Genomic DNA, 17,784 nt, shown 5'->3' on the forward strand with positions numbered 1-17,784 from the left:
GGCCGGTGAATGTGGGAAACTTGGGGTCGCGGCCGAAAGCCGGACAACCCTCCGCCAAGGACATCGTCATGCGCAGCTCGCTTTTCAAATCCGGGCTTGAAAAAGCCCCTCACCGTTCATTGCTCTACGCCCTGGGCCTGACCAAGGAAGAAATGCGCCGCCCGCTTATCGGCGTCGTCAATTCCGCCAACGAAGTCGTGCCCGGCCACATCCATTTGAACACCATCGCCGAAGCGGTCAAGGCCGGCATCCGTCTGGCCGGCGGCACGCCCATGACCTTCCCGGTCATCGGCGTGTGCGACGGCTTGGCCATGAACCACGCCGGCATGCACTTTTCCCTGGTCAGCCGTGAGATCATCGCCGACTCCATCGAGATCATGGCCAGCGCTCATCCCTTTGACGCCCTGGTGTGCATCCCTAACTGCGACAAGGTCGTGCCCGGGATGCTCATGGCCATGCTGCGGCTCAACATCCCGGCCGTCATCGTCAGCGGCGGGCCGATGCTGGCCGGAACCACCTCCGAGGGCAGCTTCGACCTTATCGACGTGTTCGAGGCCGTGGGCAAGTTCAAGCGCGGGGCCATTAACGAGGATCAGCTGGAAGAGCTGGAGGAAAACGCCTGTCCGGGCTGCGGCTCGTGTTCGGGCATGTTCACGGCCAACTCCATGAACTGCCTGTCCGAGTCCGTGGGCCTGGGGCTTCCCGGCAACGGCACCATCCCGGCCGTGTCGGCCAAACGGGTGCGCCTGGCCAAGACGGCCGGCATGCGGGTCATGGACCTGCTGGAAAAAAACATCCGCCCCCGGGACATCGTCACGGCCAAGAGCATCGAAAACGCCGTGACCATGGACATGGCCCTGGGCTGCTCCACCAACACCGTGCTGCACCTGCCGGCGGTCTTTGCCGAGGCCGGGCTGCCGCTCACCCTGGACATCTTCGACGCCGTCTCGCGCAAGACCCCCAATTTGTGCAAGCTGTCTCCGGCCGGCAAGCACTATCTCGACGACCTGGAGCGGGCCGGCGGCATTCCGGCCGTCATGTCCGAGCTGGCCAAGCGGGGGCTTCTCCATCTCGACGTCATGACCGCCACCGGCAAGACGCTCGGCGAGAACCTCACCGACCTCAAGGCACGGGTCAAAAACTTCGACGTCATCCGGGCCAAGGAGCCTTACGCCAACGAAGGCGGCATCGCCATCCTGCGCGGCAGCCTGGCTCCGGACGGCGCGGTGGTCAAGCAGTCGGCTGTGGCCCCGGCCATGATGCGCCACACCGGCCCGGCCCGGGTGTTCGACAGCGAGGAAGCGGCCAACAAAGCCATTCTCGGCGGCGAGATCAAGGCCGGCGACGTGGTGGTCATCCGCTACGAAGGCCCTCAAGGCGGCCCGGGGATGCGCGAGATGCTCTCGCCCACCTCCAACATCATGGGCATGGGCCTTGGGGAAACCGTGGCCCTTATCACCGACGGCCGGTTCAGCGGCGGCACGCGCGGCGCGGCCATCGGCCACGTCTCTCCGGAGGCGGCCGAGGGCGGCCCCATCGCGCTTATCCGCGACGGCGACAGGATCGAGGTGGACATTCCGGGCCGCAAGCTCGACGTCCTGGTGGACGCGGCCGAACTGGAAGCGCGCCGGGCCTCAGTGGTCGCACCCGAGAAAGTCATCGAATCGCCGCTGTTGCGGCGCTATGCCTCCCTGGTCAAGTCCGCCGCCCAAGGCGCGGTCTACAAGGACCCGGCGGCGAAATAGGCCCCCTGCCCGCCTTATATCCCATCGCCACCGGGGCGACTGCGAGGGAGCATGTGGGACAAGGAAACCGCCCGGCGCTATGACGCCTGGTTCCAGACCGGCCCGGGGGCCTTTGCCCTGGGCCGCGAGATGCGCCTGTTGGAGCGCATGACCGCGGCCTGGCCGCGCCGGGGCCAGCGGCTGCTGGAAATCGGCTGCGGCACGGGCGTCTTTCTGGACGCCCTGCATCAGGCCGGCTTCGACGTCACGGGACTGGACGCCTCGCCCCACATGCTCGAAGAGGCCCGGGTGCGCCTGGGCGCCAAGGCCGATCTGCACCTGGGCGATGCCGGGCATCTGCCCTTTGACGACAAGCAGTTCGATTTCGCGGTGCTGCTCACCGTGCTGGAATTCTGCCCCGACCCCGGGCTGGTGCTGCGCGAGGCCGCCCGGGTGGCCCGCAAGGCCGTGCTGGTGGGGTTTTTGAACCGCGCCTCGTGCTATGGCCTCTCCTGCAAGCTGTGGCCCGGGACCACGGGCAAGCTGTTGCGCCACGCCTGCTGGTTCACGCCCTGGGGCCTGTCGCGGCTGGTGCGCCAAAACCTCGGCCCAAGGCCCCTGCGGATGGGGTCTGTGCTGGTTGGCCCCAAGTCCACCTGGCGCGAGGCCACGCCCTGGCGGCAGCTCAATTCCTGGATGCTGCCCTTGCCGGTTGGGGCCGTGTGCGCCTGCGCCGTGAGCCTTACCCGGGAGCCGGTGGTGACGCCCTTGCCGGCATTTCGGGCCGGGGTCTGCGCCGGCTGCCAGCCCGGCTTTTGACAACGCCGGCTCGCTCATCTAAGCTAGCCTGTCTTTTTGACCTGCGCGAAGAACCTTCCACCCCGGCGGATTTCATGGATAAAATACAGAAAATTAAGGGCTTTGCCGATCTTTTTCCGCCCGATTCCACGGTCTTTTCCTTTATCGAGGAAACCGCCCGACAGGTGTTTTCCCGCTACGGCTACAAGGAACTGCGTGTGCCGGTGCTGGAACGCACCGAACTTTTCTGCCGCTCCATCGGCGAAGAGACCGACGTGGTCCAAAAGGAAATGTACACCTTCCCGGATCGCAAGGGCCGCTCGCTGACGCTGCGCCCCGAAGCCACGGCCGGCGTCATGCGCGCCCTGGTCGAGGATGGCCGCGCTTCCGAGGGGCTGGCCAAGTATTTCGCCTACGGCCCGATGTTCCGCTACGAACGGCCCCAAAAGGGCCGCATGCGCCAGTTCCACCAGATCGACGTGGAGGCCGTAGGCTCGCCCGACGCGCTGCTGGACGCCGAGGTGCTGCTCATGCTGGACCAGTACCTGCGGGCGCTGGGCCTCAAAAATCTCGTCATCGAACTCAATTCGCTCGGCTGCAAGGCCTGCCGCCCAATCTTTCTCGATACCCTGCGCGAATTCCTCAAAGGCATGCACAAGGAGCAGCTCTGCGAGGACTGCATGCGCCGCAAGCTCAGCAACCCCCTGCGGGTGCTCGACTGCAAGGTGCCCCAGTGCAAGGAATTCACCGCCGACGCGCCCAAAATCACCGACCACCTCTGCCCGGATTGCGCCGACCACTTCGCCGCCGTGCGCCGGGTGCTCGACGGCGCGGGACTGGCCTATACGCTCAATCCCCGCCTGGTGCGCGGCCTGGATTACTACGTGCGCACCACTTTCGAGATCGTCTCCGGCGACATCGGCTCCCAGTCGTCGGTGGCCGGCGGCGGCCGCTACGACGGGCTGGTTCACTCCATCGGCGGCCCGGACGTGCCGGGCGTGGGCTTTGCCTGCGGCATGGAGCGCCTGGCCCTTCTCATCGACAAAAAGGCCGAGCCGGCCCCGGATTTCGCCCTGGTGGTCCTGGACGCCATTGGCCTGGAACGCGGCCTGCTCCTGGCCCAGGAGTTGCGCGCCGCCGGCTTTTCTGGCGAAGCGCCCTACGCCGCCAAGAGCGCCAAAAGCCAGATGCGCGCCGCCGACAAATCCGGCGCGGCCTTTTGCCTGGTGCTGGGTTCCGATGAACTGGCCGCCGGCACGGTGGTGGTCAAGAACATGCGGGCCGGCGGCCAGGAAACGGTCAGCCAGGACATCCTCCCCGCCCACCTGCGGGCGCGGCTGGTCGCCGGGCAGGAAGATTAGAAGATTGGGGCTCTGCCCCAAGCCCCGCCGGGGGGATCATCCCCCCGGACCCCCGAAAGGGGCTACCGCAGTCTTGGGACAAGCGACAACCTATTGAAAGTTTTTGAAAAGGGGTGTGGGGAAAAACTTTTATCAAAAAGTTTTTCCCCACATTAAAAAAGGATCACACGATATGAGCGAGACCACGGCCCTGGACACCATGGGCGATTGGCGGCGCAGCCACGATTGCGGCGCGTTGACGGCTTCCGACGTCGGCAGCGAAGTCTGCCTCATGGGCTGGGCCCAGTTCCGCCGCGACCACGGCGGGCTCATTTTCATCGACCTGCGCGACCGGGGCGGCCTCACCCAGGTGGTCTTTTGCCCCGAGGCCAGCCAGGCCGAGCTGGAGCGCGCCCATGTGCTGCGCACGGAATACGTCCTGGCCGTCAAGGGCCGGGTGCGCGCCCGCCCCGAGGGCATGGCCAATCCCAATATGCCCACCGGCGAGATCGAGGTGGAAGTCCACGAGTTCAAGCTCCTCAACACCGCCGCCACGCCGCCCTTCCCCATCGAGGATCGCATCGACGCCTCCGAGATGCTGCGGCTCAAGTACCGCTACCTTGACCTGCGCCGGCCCAAGCTCGCGGCCAACTTCATCCTGCGCAACAAGGCCGTCCAGAGCATCCGCCGCTACCTCGACGAGCTGGGGTTCCTGGAAGTCGAAACCCCAGTGCTCACCAAGTCCACCCCCGAGGGCGCGCGCGATTTTCTCGTGCCCAGCCGGGTCAACAACGGCTCCTTCTACGCCCTGCCCCAGTCGCCCCAGCTGTTCAAGCAGCTGCTCATGATGGCCGGTTTCGACCGCTACTATCAGGTCGTCAAATGCTTTCGCGACGAGGACTTGCGCGCCGACCGCCAGCCCGAGTTCACCCAGGTGGACATCGAGATGAGCTTCGTCGACGAGGAGCAGGTCATGGGCATGGCCGAGACCATGGTTAAGACCATGTTCCGCGAGGCCGCCGGCGTCGTGCTGCCCGAAGTCTTCCCGCGCATGCCCTTTGCCGAGGCCATCCGCGACTACGGCCTGGACAAGCCCGACATCCGCTTTGGCCTGAAACTCGTGGACGTCACCTCTATCGTGAAAAACTCCGGTTTCCAGGTCTTTGCCAAGGCCGAGCTGGTCAAGGGCATCCGCGTGCCCGGCGGCGCGGCCCTGTCGCGCAAGGAGATCGACGACTTCACCGAGTTCGTCAAAATCTACGGAGCCAAGGGTCTGGCCTGGATCAAGATCAAGGAAGACGAGTGGCAGTCGCCCTTTGCCAAATTCTTGAGCGACGAAGAGAAAAAGGGCCTCACCGACGCCTTTGGCCTCGAAGTCGGCGACATCGTCTTCTTCCAGGCCGGTGCGTCGGACATGGTCAACAACGCCCTGGGCTATCTGCGCCTCCAGCTTGGCGAACGCTTCGAGATGATCCCCGAGGGCAGCTTCGCCCCGGTGTGGATCACCGATTTCCCGCTGCTGGAATACGATCCCGAGGCCAAGCGCTGGGCGGCCCGCCACCATCCCTTCACCTCGCCCCAGCCCGGCCAGCTCGGAACCCTGGAGTCCGCTCCCGGCGAAGCCCTGGCCCGGGCCTACGACCTGGTCCTTAACGGCAGCGAGATCGGCGGCGGCTCTATCCGCATCCACGACCGCGAGACCCAGCGGGCCATGTTCGCCGTGCTGGGCATTGATGCCCAGGAGGCCGAGGACAAGTTCGGCTTCCTGCTGCGCGCCCTGGAGTACGGCGCGCCGCCCCACGGCGGCATTGCCTTTGGCCTGGACCGCCTTATCATGATCCTGGCCGGGGCCAAGTCCATTCGCGACGTCATCGCCTTCCCCAAGACCCAGAAGGCCTTGTGCCTCATGACCGAAGCCCCGGGCGAGGTGTCCACCAACCAGTTGCGCGAACTGGGCATCAAACTGCGCACGCGCGACAAGGATAAGGAACAATCCTGACCCATGCCCCTTGAAATACTGAAATATCCGCATCCTGTGCTGGCGAAAAAGGCCGAGCCGGTGGCCGAGATCACGGACGCAATCCGGGAACTCGCCGCCGGCATGGCCGAAGCCATGTACGCCAACCAGGGCATCGGCCTGGCCGCGCCCCAGGTCGGCGCGTCCATTCGCCTCATCGTCATCGACCTGTCCGGCCCGGACAAGCGCGAAGCGCTCATGACCCTGGTCAACCCCGTCATCACCGCCGCCTCGGGCGAGCAGGAAGACGAGGAAGGCTGCCTGTCCGTGCGCAGCTACCGCACCAAGGTGCGCCGGGCGGCCAACGTCACGGTCACGGCCCTGGATCTGGCCGGTCAGCCCCTGACTATCGAGGCCGACGAGCTTTTGGCCGTGTGCCTCCAGCACGAGGTCGACCATCTGGACGGGGTGCTGTTTATCGACCGCATCAGCCGTCTCAAACGCGCCATGTACGACAAGCGGGTGAAACGATGGGCACAGACGCCCCCAGCCGAGAAGACAAACTCGTAGCGGTCTTCATGGGCACGCCGGAGTTCGCGGCCACGGTGCTCGAGCATGTGCTGGGCAGCCAGGACGTGACCGTGGCCGCCGTCTACACCCAGCCCGACCGGCCCTGCGGCCGGGGCAAGAAGTGCTTGCTCGGGCCGGTCAAGAAGCTCGCCCTGGAGCGCGGCCTGCCCATCCACCAGCCCGAGTCCTTCAAGGACCCGGCCGAGGTGGCCACCCTTGCCGCCTACAAGCCCGACGTGCTGCTGGTGGCCGCCTACGGCATGATCCTGCCCCAGGCCGTCCTTGACGTGCCGGCGCTGATGCCGCTCAACGTCCACGCCTCGCTGCTGCCCGCCTGGCGCGGCGCGGCCCCCATCGAGCGCTCCATCGCCGCCGGCGAGACATTGACCGGCGTCACCATCATGCGCATGGCCCTGGCCCTGGACGCCGGCCCCATGGTCATGCAGCGCACCCTGGCCGTGGGCATAAACGACACCGCCGGGACCATTCGGGCCGAACTGGCCGACCTTGGCGGGCGCGTGCTGACGCACTGCTTAAAGCGCCTGCGTCAGGGCGGCGTGCCCCTGGTCGAGCAGGACGCCACGCGCGTGACCTACGCCAAGAAAATCGACAAGGCCGAGGCCTTGATCGACTGGAACCGGCCCGCCGCCGAGGTCCACAACCATATCCGGTCCATGACCCCCAATCCCGGGGCCTTTTTCTTCTGGAAGCCGGCCGCCGACAAGCCGGCCCTGCGCATCATCGCCCAGCCCGGCAAGGTCGGCTGTCCCCTGCCGTCCGGAGCCAAGCCCGGCGACATCCTGGGACTCATGGACTGCCAGATCGGCATCGCCTGCGCCGACGCCGTCTACCTCGTGCCGGCAGTCATCCCGGCCGGCAAACGGCCCATGAACGCCCAGGCCTTCTCTTGCGGCTACCTCGGCAAATGCGACGAAGACGCCATGGCCGTGTGCGGCCCGCCTGGTGAGTAATATTTAGAATAAGTTATTGATGGAATTGGAATAAGCGAGAAGATGAAGATGCCTCCGGCGGCCGGGGGCCTGAGGCCCCCGGACCCCCCAAATGGGGAAAAGGGGGGTAGGAGCATTGTGGAACGGAGCGAACCGTCGAGAAAACGGCTTTTCATTGGCCTTTTGTGCGGCACGGGACTGGCCGTGTGCGCCGTGCTGGCCTTTGTCTGGGCCGTGCCGTCCATCGGCCTGGCCAACATCCATCCCCTGGCCCCCTGGCTGCTCGGGCTGGTTTGCGCCGCCGCCATCGTCCTGGTGCTGTGGGCCACCCTGGGGCTGGCCGCCAGCGTCGCCCTGGGCCGGCCGTTTCTGGGGTCCGACCACCTGCGCGGCGTCATGGCCCGGGTGTTTTTGCCGCTCATGACCATTTTCGCCCGGCTGTTCCACATCTCCAAAAGCCGGGTCCGGGCGTCATTTATCAAGGTCAACAACGAAATCGTGGCCGCCCGGGCCGGCCGTTATGACGCCGGGCAGGTGCTGGTGCTTCTCCCCCACTGCCTGCAATCCTCGCGCTGCGCCAGACGGCTCACCTACGACATCAACAACTGCAAACGCTGCGGCCAGTGTCCGGTGGACGGCCTTATCGCCCTGTCCGAGGCCTACGGCGTCCATATCGCCATCGCCACCGGCGGCACCATCGCCCGGCGCATCGTGGTGCAAAAGCGCCCGAAACTCATCGTGGCCGTGGCCTGCGAACGCGACCTGACCAGCGGCATCCAGGACACCTACCCCATCCCGGTCTACGGCGTGCTCAACGACCGGCCAAACGGCCCCTGCCTGGACACCCAGGTCGCCCTGCCCCATCTGGAGGCCGCCTTGCGCTTTTTCCTGGCCGGCGCGGAAGAAAAACCGCCCCTTTTCGAGGCTTTTCCCGGTTTGTCGCGTTTCGTGCCCGCCGGCGGTGCCCGATGACCCCGCCGCGCCCGCCCCGGGGGCCGCGTCCGCCGCGTCCCCATCGGCCCTCGCCCGCCGCCCGGCCGGGCCAGACTTTCCACGATGGTCAGCCCGGCCAACCGAGCCACCCGGGCGCCTTGCCGCCGGCCCGGCGCATTGCCCTCACCGTCCTTGGCCGGGTGCTGCCCAGCCCCAAATCCCCGGGACAGGACGTCCAGGCCGCCCTGGACGTGGCCCTGGCCGATTCCACCCTGGACCCTCGCGACCGGGGCCTGGCCACGGAGCTGGTCTACGGCTATCTGCGCCTGTGCGGCCGTTTGGACTACATTTTGGCCCAGTTCCTGAAAAACCCGACCGCCGTGCCCCTGGCCGTGCGCCGGATTCTTGGGCTGGCCGCCTACGAGATTCTCCACTGCGCCAAGGTGCCGGCCTACGCCTCGGTGGACTGGGCCGTTTCCGCCGTGCGCAAGGCCGGCGGCAAGGGCCTTTCCGGCATGGCCAACGCCGTGCTGCGCCGGGTGGCCGCCGATCCCGGCGCGTTCGAGGAGCCGGGCTTCTACCGCCGCGACCGGCCCTCGGAAGCCGTGTATTTGAGCCGGGCCTTCTCCTGCCCGGAATGGATCGTGTCCCTGTGGCTCGGCGCTTGCGGCCCGGACGAAACCCGTCAGCATCTGGCCGCCCAGGCCGAACCCGCGCCCCTGGGGCTTCGGGTCAACGGCGCCCGGCCCGAGGCCCAGGCCTTGTTCAACGCCCTGGCCGCCCTGCCCGGTGCGCTGTACGCCGTTTTCCCGACCATCGCCGTGCCCACCGGTACGGACTTCGCCGCCGCCGGCCTCAATTTGCCCGAGCTGCTGGCGTCCGGCGCGCTGTCGCGCCAGTCCGCCGCCGCCCAGGACGTGCTCTACCGTCTGGACCTGCCCGAGTGGCCGGAGCCGATCTTCGACGCCTGCGCCGGACGCGGCGGCAAGACCCTGCTCATCGCCGAAGCCGGCAAGCGCGTGTTTGCCGCCGACATGCACGCCGCGCGTCTGGCCGGTCTGCCCCGCGAGGCCGCCCGCCTGGGCCTGCCGCCCATCCCGGCCTTTCGCGCCTCGGCCACCAGGATGGCCTTGGGCGCTCCGGTCGGAACCATCCTGCTCGACGCGCCCTGCTCCGGCCTGGGCGTGCTCTCGCGCCGTCCCGACGCCAAATGGCGTCGCCAGCCCGAGGACTTGGCCGGACTCACCCGCCTGCAAGGGGCCATGCTGGAGGCCGCCTACGCCAACCTCGCCCCAGGGGGACGGCTGGTCTACATCACCTGCACCGTCAATCCGGCCGAGAACGAAAAGGCCATTGACCGCCTGGGCAGCCGCCGCCACGATCTGATTCTCGATGTCGAGGCCTCGGCCGTTCCGGACCCCGTCCTTGGCGAGACCTTCTACGGCGCGGTGCTGCGAAAACCCGGCTAGCGTCGCATCCCTTAAAAAATACGATAGTATTTTTTAAGAAAAAAATTGGTTTTAGCTCGTTGACTACAAAACACCATATGCGCTTTTTGCGGACGCGACACTAGGTCGTCGGCCGTTTCTTCCCGGCCCGTTTGCGGTCACCGCGATTCGTGGTAGGCAGTCCTAAAAGGCAGGGAAAGCTTCTTCCCGCCGCAGGAGGGTCCATGACCAGCCAAGCGCCGCAGCTTTTCACGCCCTTGGCCATCCGGGACGTGACGCTTCGCAACCGCATCGTGGTTTCGCCCATGTGCCAGTACAGTTGCCGGGACGGGCTGGCCAACGATTGGCATCTTGTACATCTGGGCAGCCGGGCCGCTGGCGGCGCGGGCCTGGTGTTCGTCGAGGCCACGGCGGTCATGCCCGAGGGCCGCATTTCCCCGGCCGACTTGGGCCTTTGGAGCGACGCCCACACCGCCGGCCTGGCCCCGGTGGCCGCCTTCATCCGCCGCCTGGGGGCCGTGCCTGGCATCCAGCTGGCCCATGCCGGGCGCAAGGCCAGTTGCCGGCCGCCCTGGGAAGGCCGGTCCAAGATCAGGCCGTCCGAAGAAGGCGGCTGGTCCTGCCAGGCCCCAAGTCCCCTGCCCTTCGCTCCGGACGAACCCGCGCCCCAGGCTCTGGACGCGGCCGGCATCGAGGCCGTCAAGGCAGCTTTCGTCCAGGCGGCCCGCCGGGCCGTGGCCGCCGGCTTCGCCGTGGTCGAGCTCCACGCCGCCCACGGCTACCTCCTGCACCAGTTCCTCTCACCCCTGAGCAATGTCCGCGACGACGCCTACGGCGGAGACCTTCCCGGCCGTATGCGTCTGGCTCTGGAAACGGCTTCGACCATCCGCGAAGTCATCCCCGGCGGCATGCCGTTATTCACGCGGATTTCGGCCACGGACTGGATGCCAGGCGGCTGGGATCTGGAACAGTCGGTGGCCCTGGCCCGGGAGCTGGCTGCCCGGGGCGTGGATCTCATCGACGTCAGCAGCGGCGGGCTGGTCCCCGACGCCGTCATTCCGGCCGCTCCGGGCTATCAGGTCCCCTTTGCCGCCGCTGTCCGGGAGCGCGTCGGCGTGGCGACCAGCGCCGTGGGACTCATCACCGAACCGGCCCAGGCCGAAGCCGTCATCGCCTCGGGCCAAGCCGATCTGGTGCAACTCGGCCGAGCCATGCTCCATGACCCCTACTGGGCCCTGCACGCCGCCCAAACCCTGGGTGCCCAGCCCGACTGGCCCTTGCCGTATGGCTACGCCTTTCACCGCCGATAGGCGGGGTGTGAAGAGGGTAATAGGCCTCCGGCGGCCGGAGGCCTGAGGCCCCTGGACCCCCCAAATAACAAGGGCCGGGCAGCCAACGGCTGCCCGGCCCTTGTTATTTGGGGCGCAGGGGCGCTAGCGGCCCAGGGCCTTGGGCTTGGCCGTGCCGCGCGCTTCGGTTTCCATGTCTTCCATGAGCCGGCGCAGCGCCGCCGCCTCGCCGTCGAGATCGGCTACGGCTTGCCCGGCCTCGGCCATGGACGTGCTGGTCTCGGCCGAAATGACGTTGATTTCCTCGATGGAACGGCTGATCTCCTCAGTTGCCGAGGATTGTTCCTCGGTTGCCGTGGCGATGGCCCGCACCTGATCCGAGGCGGAATCCACCATGCCGACGATTTCGCCCAGGGCCTCGCCGGATTCACGCGCCTTGTCGGTGGCCTCGCCGATGACGGCCACGGCCCGCTCCACATTGCCGATGTTGCGGCTGGTCCCTTGCTGGATGCCGTTTATGGCCGCGCCGACTTCCTTGGTGGCGGTCATGGTCTTTTCGGCCAGCTTGCGCACTTCGTCGGCCACCACGGCGAAGCCGCGACCGGCCTCGCCGGCCCGGGCGGCTTCAATGGCCGCATTGAGGGCCAAAAGGTTGGTTTGGTCGGCGATGTCGTTGATGACGCCGATGATATGCCCGATGGCCGTGGCCTGCTCGCCAAGACTGCCCATGTCGGCCTTGAGCGTCAGCGCCTGCTGCCGCACGGCTTCGATGCGGGCCATGGCCTGACTGACGATCTCCGCGCCCCGGTCGGCCTGGGACCGGGCCCCGTCGGTGGTGCCGGCGGCCTTGGAGGCGTTCTGGGCCACTTCCAGCACCGTGGCGTTCATTTCTTCCATGGCCGTGGCCGTCTCGGCCACCCGGCGGGTCTGGATCTCCGACCCCTGGCGCGACTGGTCGATCTGGGCGCGCAGTCGCGTGGCCGCCTCGGTGACGCCGGAAACCACCGAACCCATCTGGGCCACGGCGTGGAGGATGCCTTCCCTTCGGGCCGCCTCGCCCTGGCGGCGGGCTTCCTCGGCCGCTTCCATGGCTGCCTTGGCCCGTTCGGACTCCTGCCTGGCGGTGTCGGTGGCCGCCTCGGCCTCGGTGATCTTGTCGCGAAGCGTGCCCACCATGCGCCGCAGCGAATCGGCCAGATCGCCCGCCTCGTCGCGGCTGGACACGCTGAGGGTTTCATTGAGCCGTCCCGCCGCCACGGCCCCGGAAAAGGCGGCCAGGGCCAGGATCGGCTTAGTAAAGGCCTTGGAAGCCAGATAGCCCAGGAGGCCAAGGGCCACCACAACGGCCAGGGCGCTGAGGCCGGCGTTGCGGTTGACCGCCGCCAGCGAGGCGGCGAGCATTCCCATATCCTTGCCGACAAAGGCGATGCCCATGGGTTTGCCGGCGGCGTCGGCCAGGGGCCAGTAGGCCGCAATGTAGGGCTTGTCGAAAAGGGTCAGGCGCTTGATGACGACCTTGCCCTGCCCCAGCACGCCCGAGACGACGTCCTGGTCGGTGATGGAGGTGCCGATGACCCGGCCGGAGGCGTTGGTGATGGTGGAGGACACGCGTATTGGCCCGGAAAAGAGCGTGGCTTCCACGCCCAGCATGGTCTTGAGGCTGTCCACCAGGGCGTTTTTGGCGGCCAGATCGGCCCCGACGGCCACGCAGCCGATGACCGCGCCGTCCTTGCGCACCGGGGCCGTGGCCATAAGGGGCAGGCGGTTGCCCGAAACCGTCGTGAACCCGAGGGTTTCGCGACCGGCGGCATTGTCGGCCAGGCGTTCCTTGAGGGCCGTGACCGCGTCGGCCGACTCGCCGGCCGCCGCCAGCACCGTGCCGGCGGTGTCGGCAAAGACCACGAAGCCGGCCTGCCCCACGCCCACGAGATCCTGGCCCAGGCGCGACAGCAGTGCCTTGTCCGGGCCGGACACGCCATTGATGACGTTTGGCCGTACGGCCTGGCCCCGGGCCAGATGGGAAAACTGGGTGCGTAGCGATTCCAGCCGGTCCGCGCCCACGCGCTGGAAGGCCTGGATGTTGTCGTCGTACTCCTTGGAAAAGCCGGTTTCAAAGGCAAAGCGGCCGGCCACGACAATGGCGAGACTGGAGATGATGACCGAGGAAACGACGAGGACGATGATTTTGAGGGTAATGCCGATGCGCATGGTTGGCTCCTTGGCGGAAAACTGCTCGCCGGACCTGTCGCCGAGAGTGGGCGTGGAAAGCGTGATACGTCGCTACGTATAGGCGACACTATTCAGTAAGGCAAATGTAACACGTCGTTGTCGCCATAGCAACACGCCGGCATTATTGAAACGGGGTATCAACGTGACGCGCAACGCCTCCCCTCAGGCATGTCGCCGAGGTCCGAGTGCGACGCTGGGAGGTAACGGTGTGGACGTGACCGAAATGGCCTTGCCGGGCTCCGGCGTGGCGTGCCCTAGCGTTGCGATCTTGGCGGTTCGCGGCGGAATGTCCGGCAATAGGGTGGCTTAATGGGCGAGCTTGAGCACGACCACGCCGGAAATGATGAGTCCCACGCCGGCGAAGCGCCCGAAAGTGGCCGGGTCGCCGTACAGCAGCAGGCCGCAGGCAAAGGCCCCGGCCGCGCCGATGCCGGTCCAGACGGCATAGGCCGTGCCGATGGAGATTTCGCGCTGGGCCAGATACAAAAGCGCCATACTGGCGGCCATGCACAGGGTGGCGATGAGCCAGCCGGCCAGTCCGCGCCCGGGCGTTTCGGCCATTTTGAGCCCGATGGGCCAGCCCGCCTCGAACAGTCCGCCAACGATCAAATAGGTCCAGGCCATGCTCGTTGTCATGCGTGCCTCCGGGCCGGCGGCAATACCCGTCCCTTCTGGGATTGTCCAGAGGTCTTGGGCCTGGTTTTCGCCGCGAACCTGCCTGGACTGCGTTTCATCCGCCCTGACGTCCCTGGGCGCGTTTGCCGGCTTCCCAGACGAGGCGGCCGACGCGGCGGCCGAGGTCGGCCTGGCGGGCGCGCAGCAGGGCCTCGGCCGCTTCGGAGTTGCCCTGGGTCGTGAGCAGCGAGGCGGATTCCAGGTCGCGCAGATGCCGGGCGCATTCCTTGACCAGGCTCGTGAGGTCGATGGACTCGATCTCCGACGGCACCCGCACCGAGCGAACCTTGTTTGGCATGGCCCCCTCCCTTTGGCCTAGGGAAATCGGAAAACGGACCGCCTGTCAACGCAACTCGCAGCCCTGCTTGCCCCTTGAGGGAATCGGCAACCTCGGGTAGCGTCCGGCCCGATACCGCGTCCATGCCGTGCATGGCGCGAAAGGGGGAAGCCATGGCTCTGACTCGGGGCGACAAGATGATCATCGCGGGGGCGGCGGCCCTGGCCGTCACCGTGGTGCTCGGCTTGGCCGTTGTGAAAAAGCCGTATCTCTTCGGACTCGGCGAAAAGCCCGCCCCGGCCGACATTCCCCCGGCTCCGGCCGCTGCCGCGCCCGAAGTCCCGGCCGGCCCGCCGCCCATCACCGCGCCGCCGGCGGCCATCGCCAAACAGGCGGCCGACGCCGCCGCGCCGGCTCCGGCCGCCGCGCCCATGCCTGCCCCGACGCCGTCCCCAGCCGCCGTGCCCGCCACGCCGACGCCTGTACCAGCCGCTCCGGCCGCCCCCCCGGCCAAGACCCCGCCGCCCCAGGTCGCCGGCGACGAGAGCCTGGAAAAGATGTTCGAGGAACTGGCCGGCGAATCCGGCGGCAACAAAACCGGCAAACCCGGCGCGCCCAAGGCCGAGGCCAAACCCGCCGCGCCTGTTCCGGCTGTCCCGGCCGCGCCGGTGGCCACCACCCCGGCCGAGGCCATCAAGGCCGAAGCCCTGCCCGAACCCCAAGCCGCGCCGGCCCCGGGCCACGCCCCTGCCCCGGGCCACGCCCCTGCCCCGGCCAAGACTGATCCCAAGGCCGAGGCCAAGGCGAAAGCCGAACAAGCCAAAGCCGAGGCCAAGGCCAAAGCCGAGCAGGCCAAGGCGGAAGCCAAAGCCAAGGCGGAACAAGCCAAGGCCGAAGCCAAGGCCACCCCCGCGCCCAAGCCCGTCGCCCCGGCTGCCCCGACGGCCCCGGCCGCCGCCAGGCCGGTTGCCGGCGGCGGCAACGTCATCCGGGTGATTGCCGAGGAAAAACCCGGCGAATACGTGCTGGTCATCCAAACCAACAAGCCGCCGGCGAATTTCTCGCGCATGTTCATGACCGACCCGCCCCGGCTGGTCCTGGATATCGATGGGGCCTGGAACTACAACGGTCCGCTGTCCAGCTCCACGGGCGACGCGTTTATCCGGCAGATCCGGGTGGGCAAGCACGCCGACAAGTTCCGCGTGGTGCTCGACATGGCCCCGGACGCCACCACGCGCCTTCGCGGCGCGCCCACGGCCGAACGCGTGCCCGAGGGCGTGGCCTTGCGCATCCCCAAATAGGCCGATGTTCATGGCCCGAGGTCCGATTTCGTGAAACGCTTCCTTTCCCTGACCGGCCGGACGGTCAAATGGCTCCTCATCGCCGTGCTGGCCGTCGAGGTGTTGTCCTTTGCCGTCATCACCACCAGCAACTGGATCATCTACGGCAATCTGCGCGAAGGCCCCAAGGCCGTCTACGACCCGTATACGCTGTTTCTCATGGAAAACGGCGTGTGGCCCACGGCCAATTGCGAAGTGGTCCCCAACCACCCGGAACTGTCGCGCACCATCTGGTTTTTCGGCGGCTCCACCATGCGGGCCAGCTCCGCCCCCTATGAGCGCTCCATTCCGTCCCTGGTGGCCAAGGCCTTAAACGAACGTGACAAGCCCTGCGTATTCAACTGCATGAACTTTGGCGTCAATTCCTTCAACTCGCTGTTGGAGATCAAATATCTGCAAAAGCAGTTCCTGGAATACATCATCCGGCCCAACCTCGTGGTCTTCTACGACGGGGCCAACGACGCCAACTACTTCGCCGTGCAAAAGGACCCCTACGCCCACGAAGGCAAGGAACGTGCCCAGGGCGTCATCGAAAGCTACTACAAGTCGGGCGTGGGCCTTTTAAAGCCCCTTAACGCCGCCTACTTCGCCTCGTTCACCCGCGAGCTGGTGCAAAAATTCCTGTATACGGCCACGCCGCTGGACCCCAACTCCCCGGAGCTGGCCAAATTCATCGAACAGGTCGTGGCCCGCTACGATTTCGCCGAACGCCTCTCGGCCTGCTACGGGGCGAAATTCCTGCTTTTTCTCCAGCCGCTCTACTGGGTTGAAACCGCGCCGCCGGCCGATACGACCGTGGCCGCCAAGGAGCAGGAACTCATCCTTGGCCGCAAGACGTTTCCCCACGTGCGCGGCAACTTCAACACCGTCTACGCCGCTCTGGAAAAGGCCCTGGCCGGCAAGCCCTATTTCGTCAATCTGCGCGACGCCCTCAACGGACGCGCCGCCCCGGCCTACACCGCCGACGGCGTTCACAATACGGATACCGGACGCGAAGGCATCGTGGCCGCCATGCTGCCCCACATCCGCGACCGGCTCCCCTGCAACCTCGCCCCCGAACCCGGAGGTCACCAATGAATCGTTTCGCCGCCGCCGTCCTGGCCGGCGCGCTCCTCCTGGCCGCCGCCCCGGCCGCCCAGGCCCAAGCCCTCAAGGAACGCTCCCTGTCCGATCCCCCGCCCAAAACACAGACCGCGCCGCCGCCCCCGGCCCAGCAAGGCGCGCCCGCCGGCCAGACGCCGCCCGTGCCGACCAGCGTCGGCGTCCAGCCCGCCCCAACCCCGGCGGCCCAGCCCCAGCAAGGCGCGACGGCCTACCAGCCGCAACCCGCCCAACCCGCGCCGGGCCAGCCGGGCGCGCCGCAGTACGCGCCCCAGCAGCCGTATCAGTCGGGCCAACCGTATCAGTCGGGCCAGCCTTACCAGCCGGCTCCGGCCGCCGCGCCCGGCTACCAGGGTGCGCCCCAAGGCCAATACGCGCCGCCGCCCGCCTCGGGCGAACCGGCCGGCGGCACCATGGTCAACGGCCAGCCCATCGGCACGGTGGCCCCGCCGCCGCCTCCGCCGCCGGCCAAGCCCGGTCCCTACAACCGCGACGAAGTCAACCGCGAAGTCATGGGCTTTTTCGAAGGCGGCTCCCGAGGCTTGGCCGAACTGGTGGCCCGGGCCTTTAAAGACCTCGGCCAGCCCGTGGGCTTCATCAAGGGCAACGAAGGCGGCGGCGCGCTGGTGGTCGGCTTCCGCTACGGCGTGGGCACGCTCTACCTCAAAGGCCAACCGCCCGTGCCGGTCTACTGGCAAAGCCCGTCGGTCGGCCTTGACCTGGGCGTCAACGCCGGCAAGGTGTTCACCCTGGTCTACGGCATGAACCGGCCGGACCAGATCTTCCAGCGCTTCCCGGGCGTGGACGGCAGCGCCTACGTGCTGGGCGGCTTCGGCATGAACTACCAGCGCGTCGGCGACATCACCCTGGCTCCCATCCGGGTGGGCGTGGGCCTGCGCCTGGGCGCCAACGTCGGCTACCAAAGCTACACGCGGGAACAGACGATCAACCCCTTTTAAAGGCAGGGGAGGAAACCCCTTTTTGAAAAAAGGGGTTTCCTCCCCCGCGCCCGCTGCTTCCCCAAAAACTTTCCATGGGGGTGAAGGGGTGCGCAACGGAAGACGGCGGCTGTCCGGGAGGACAGCCGCCGTCTTGGCTGGGGGGTCTGGGGGCCTCAGGCCCCCAGCCGCCGGAGGCATCTTCTCTTCCCTCT

At 67.3% G+C, this 17,784-nt stretch carries 15 protein-coding genes; 12 read left to right on the plus strand and 3 right to left on the minus strand.

Annotation, left to right across the window (positions count from 1 at the left end):
- Positions 1 to 68 precede the first annotated feature (68 nt).
- The 9 genes from ilvD (at position 69) to DMR_RS00165 (ending at position 11,030) form a co-directional block, all read left to right on the plus strand.
- Positions 69 to 1,745 carry a dihydroxy-acid dehydratase gene (gene ilvD, locus DMR_RS00125; RefSeq protein WP_012749609.1) on the plus strand — a complete coding sequence of 559 codons (1,677 nt, stop codon included), beginning with the start codon at positions 69 to 71 and terminating at the stop codon, positions 1,743 to 1,745.
- 51 nt (positions 1,746 to 1,796) lie between these two features.
- Complete coding sequence (locus DMR_RS00130) at positions 1,797 to 2,543, plus strand: class I SAM-dependent methyltransferase (protein WP_012749610.1); 747 nt, start codon at positions 1,797 to 1,799, stop codon at positions 2,541 to 2,543.
- Positions 2,544 to 2,617: 74 nt separating this feature from the next.
- Entirely contained in the window at positions 2,618 to 3,883 is a 1,266-nt protein-coding gene (gene hisS / locus DMR_RS00135; RefSeq protein ID WP_012749611.1) for a histidine--tRNA ligase, read from the plus strand.
- 172 nt (positions 3,884 to 4,055) lie between these two features.
- A complete protein-coding gene (gene aspS, locus DMR_RS00140) occupies positions 4,056 to 5,861 on the plus strand; it encodes an aspartate--tRNA ligase (RefSeq protein ID WP_043599735.1) in 1,806 nt (601 codons plus the stop codon).
- A gap of 3 nt (positions 5,862 to 5,864) precedes the next feature.
- Positions 5,865 to 6,389, plus strand: coding sequence for a peptide deformylase (gene def, locus DMR_RS00145; protein ID WP_012749613.1), 525 nt, complete (start codon positions 5,865 to 5,867; stop codon positions 6,387 to 6,389).
- A gap of 8 nt (positions 6,390 to 6,397) precedes the next feature.
- A complete protein-coding gene (gene fmt / locus DMR_RS00150; protein WP_043599738.1) occupies positions 6,398 to 7,360 on the plus strand; it encodes a methionyl-tRNA formyltransferase in 963 nt (320 codons plus the stop codon).
- A gap of 117 nt (positions 7,361 to 7,477) precedes the next feature.
- Positions 7,478 to 8,311 (plus strand): DUF116 domain-containing protein, encoded by an 834-nt coding sequence (locus tag DMR_RS00155; RefSeq protein ID WP_043599740.1) that lies wholly within the window; start codon positions 7,478 to 7,480, stop codon positions 8,309 to 8,311.
- Positions 8,308 to 9,741 carry a transcription antitermination factor NusB gene (locus tag DMR_RS00160; RefSeq protein WP_012749616.1) on the plus strand — a complete coding sequence of 478 codons (1,434 nt, stop codon included), beginning with the start codon at positions 8,308 to 8,310 and terminating at the stop codon, positions 9,739 to 9,741. The genes DMR_RS00155 and DMR_RS00160 overlap by 4 nt, the downstream gene beginning before the upstream one ends.
- Before the next feature lie 203 nt (positions 9,742 to 9,944).
- The gene (locus tag DMR_RS00165; protein WP_012749617.1) at positions 9,945 to 11,030 is read left to right on the plus strand and encodes an NADH:flavin oxidoreductase/NADH oxidase; all 1,086 of its coding nucleotides are present in this window, start codon (positions 9,945 to 9,947) and stop codon (positions 11,028 to 11,030) included.
- Positions 11,031 to 11,153: 123 nt separating this feature from the next.
- Here DMR_RS00165 and DMR_RS00170 read toward each other — a convergent pair whose 3' ends face one another.
- The 3 genes from DMR_RS00170 to DMR_RS00180 form a co-directional block, all read right to left on the minus strand.
- Positions 11,154 to 13,217, minus strand: coding sequence for a methyl-accepting chemotaxis protein (locus DMR_RS00170; RefSeq protein WP_012749618.1), 2,064 nt, complete (start codon positions 13,215 to 13,217; stop codon positions 11,154 to 11,156).
- A 327-nt stretch (positions 13,218 to 13,544) separates the two neighbouring features.
- Positions 13,545 to 13,874: a DMT family transporter gene (locus tag DMR_RS00175; protein ID WP_012749619.1), complete on the minus strand. Its 330-nt coding sequence runs from the start codon at positions 13,872 to 13,874 to the stop codon at positions 13,545 to 13,547.
- Positions 13,875 to 13,968: 94 nt separating this feature from the next.
- On the minus strand, positions 13,969 to 14,211 hold the full coding sequence (locus tag DMR_RS00180; protein WP_012749620.1) for a hypothetical protein: 243 nt from the start codon (positions 14,209 to 14,211) through the stop codon (positions 13,969 to 13,971).
- Between the two features lie 152 nt (positions 14,212 to 14,363).
- Between DMR_RS00180 and DMR_RS00185 the strand changes: the two genes are divergently transcribed.
- From DMR_RS00185 to DMR_RS00195, 3 genes are read left to right on the plus strand one after another with little or no spacing between them, the layout of a single operon-like run.
- Entirely contained in the window at positions 14,364 to 15,491 is a 1,128-nt protein-coding gene (locus DMR_RS00185; RefSeq protein ID WP_043599743.1) for an AMIN domain-containing protein, read from the plus strand.
- Between the two features lie 30 nt (positions 15,492 to 15,521).
- The gene (locus tag DMR_RS00190) at positions 15,522 to 16,607 is read left to right on the plus strand and encodes an SGNH/GDSL hydrolase family protein (protein WP_012749622.1); all 1,086 of its coding nucleotides are present in this window, start codon (positions 15,522 to 15,524) and stop codon (positions 16,605 to 16,607) included.
- Positions 16,604 to 17,590, plus strand: coding sequence for an EipA family protein (locus DMR_RS00195; protein ID WP_012749623.1), 987 nt, complete (start codon positions 16,604 to 16,606; stop codon positions 17,588 to 17,590). The genes DMR_RS00190 and DMR_RS00195 overlap by 4 nt, the downstream gene beginning before the upstream one ends.
- Positions 17,591 to 17,784 lie beyond the last annotated feature (194 nt).

Source organism: Solidesulfovibrio magneticus RS-1 (assembly GCF_000010665.1).
Taxonomy (GTDB): Bacteria; Desulfobacterota; Desulfovibrionia; order Desulfovibrionales; family Desulfovibrionaceae; genus Solidesulfovibrio; species Solidesulfovibrio magneticus.

Excerpts from the sequence above, each read along its gene's own strand:
- ilvD (WP_012749609.1), top strand. The coding sequence starts at position 69 with ATGCGCAGCTCGCTTTTCAAATCCGGGCTTGAAAAAGCCCCTCACCGT.
- DMR_RS00130 (WP_012749610.1), top strand. The coding sequence starts at position 1,797 with ATGTGGGACAAGGAAACCGCCCGGCGCTATGACGCCTGGTTCCAGACC.
- hisS (WP_012749611.1), top strand. The coding sequence starts at position 2,618 with ATGGATAAAATACAGAAAATTAAGGGCTTTGCCGATCTTTTTCCGCCC.
- aspS (WP_043599735.1), top strand. The coding sequence starts at position 4,056 with ATGAGCGAGACCACGGCCCTGGACACCATGGGCGATTGGCGGCGCAGC.
- def (WP_012749613.1), top strand. The coding sequence starts at position 5,865 with ATGCCCCTTGAAATACTGAAATATCCGCATCCTGTGCTGGCGAAAAAG.
- fmt (WP_043599738.1), top strand. The coding sequence starts at position 6,398 with ATGGGCACGCCGGAGTTCGCGGCCACGGTGCTCGAGCATGTGCTGGGC.
- DMR_RS00160 (WP_012749616.1), top strand. The coding sequence starts at position 8,308 with ATGACCCCGCCGCGCCCGCCCCGGGGGCCGCGTCCGCCGCGTCCCCAT.
- DMR_RS00165 (WP_012749617.1), top strand. The coding sequence starts at position 9,945 with ATGACCAGCCAAGCGCCGCAGCTTTTCACGCCCTTGGCCATCCGGGAC.
- DMR_RS00170 (WP_012749618.1), bottom strand. The coding sequence starts at position 13,217 with ATGCGCATCGGCATTACCCTCAAAATCATCGTCCTCGTCGTTTCCTCG.
- DMR_RS00175 (WP_012749619.1), bottom strand. The coding sequence starts at position 13,874 with ATGACAACGAGCATGGCCTGGACCTATTTGATCGTTGGCGGACTGTTC.
- DMR_RS00180 (WP_012749620.1), bottom strand. The coding sequence starts at position 14,211 with ATGCCAAACAAGGTTCGCTCGGTGCGGGTGCCGTCGGAGATCGAGTCC.
- DMR_RS00185 (WP_043599743.1), top strand. The coding sequence starts at position 14,364 with ATGGCTCTGACTCGGGGCGACAAGATGATCATCGCGGGGGCGGCGGCC.
- DMR_RS00195 (WP_012749623.1), top strand. The coding sequence starts at position 16,604 with ATGAATCGTTTCGCCGCCGCCGTCCTGGCCGGCGCGCTCCTCCTGGCC.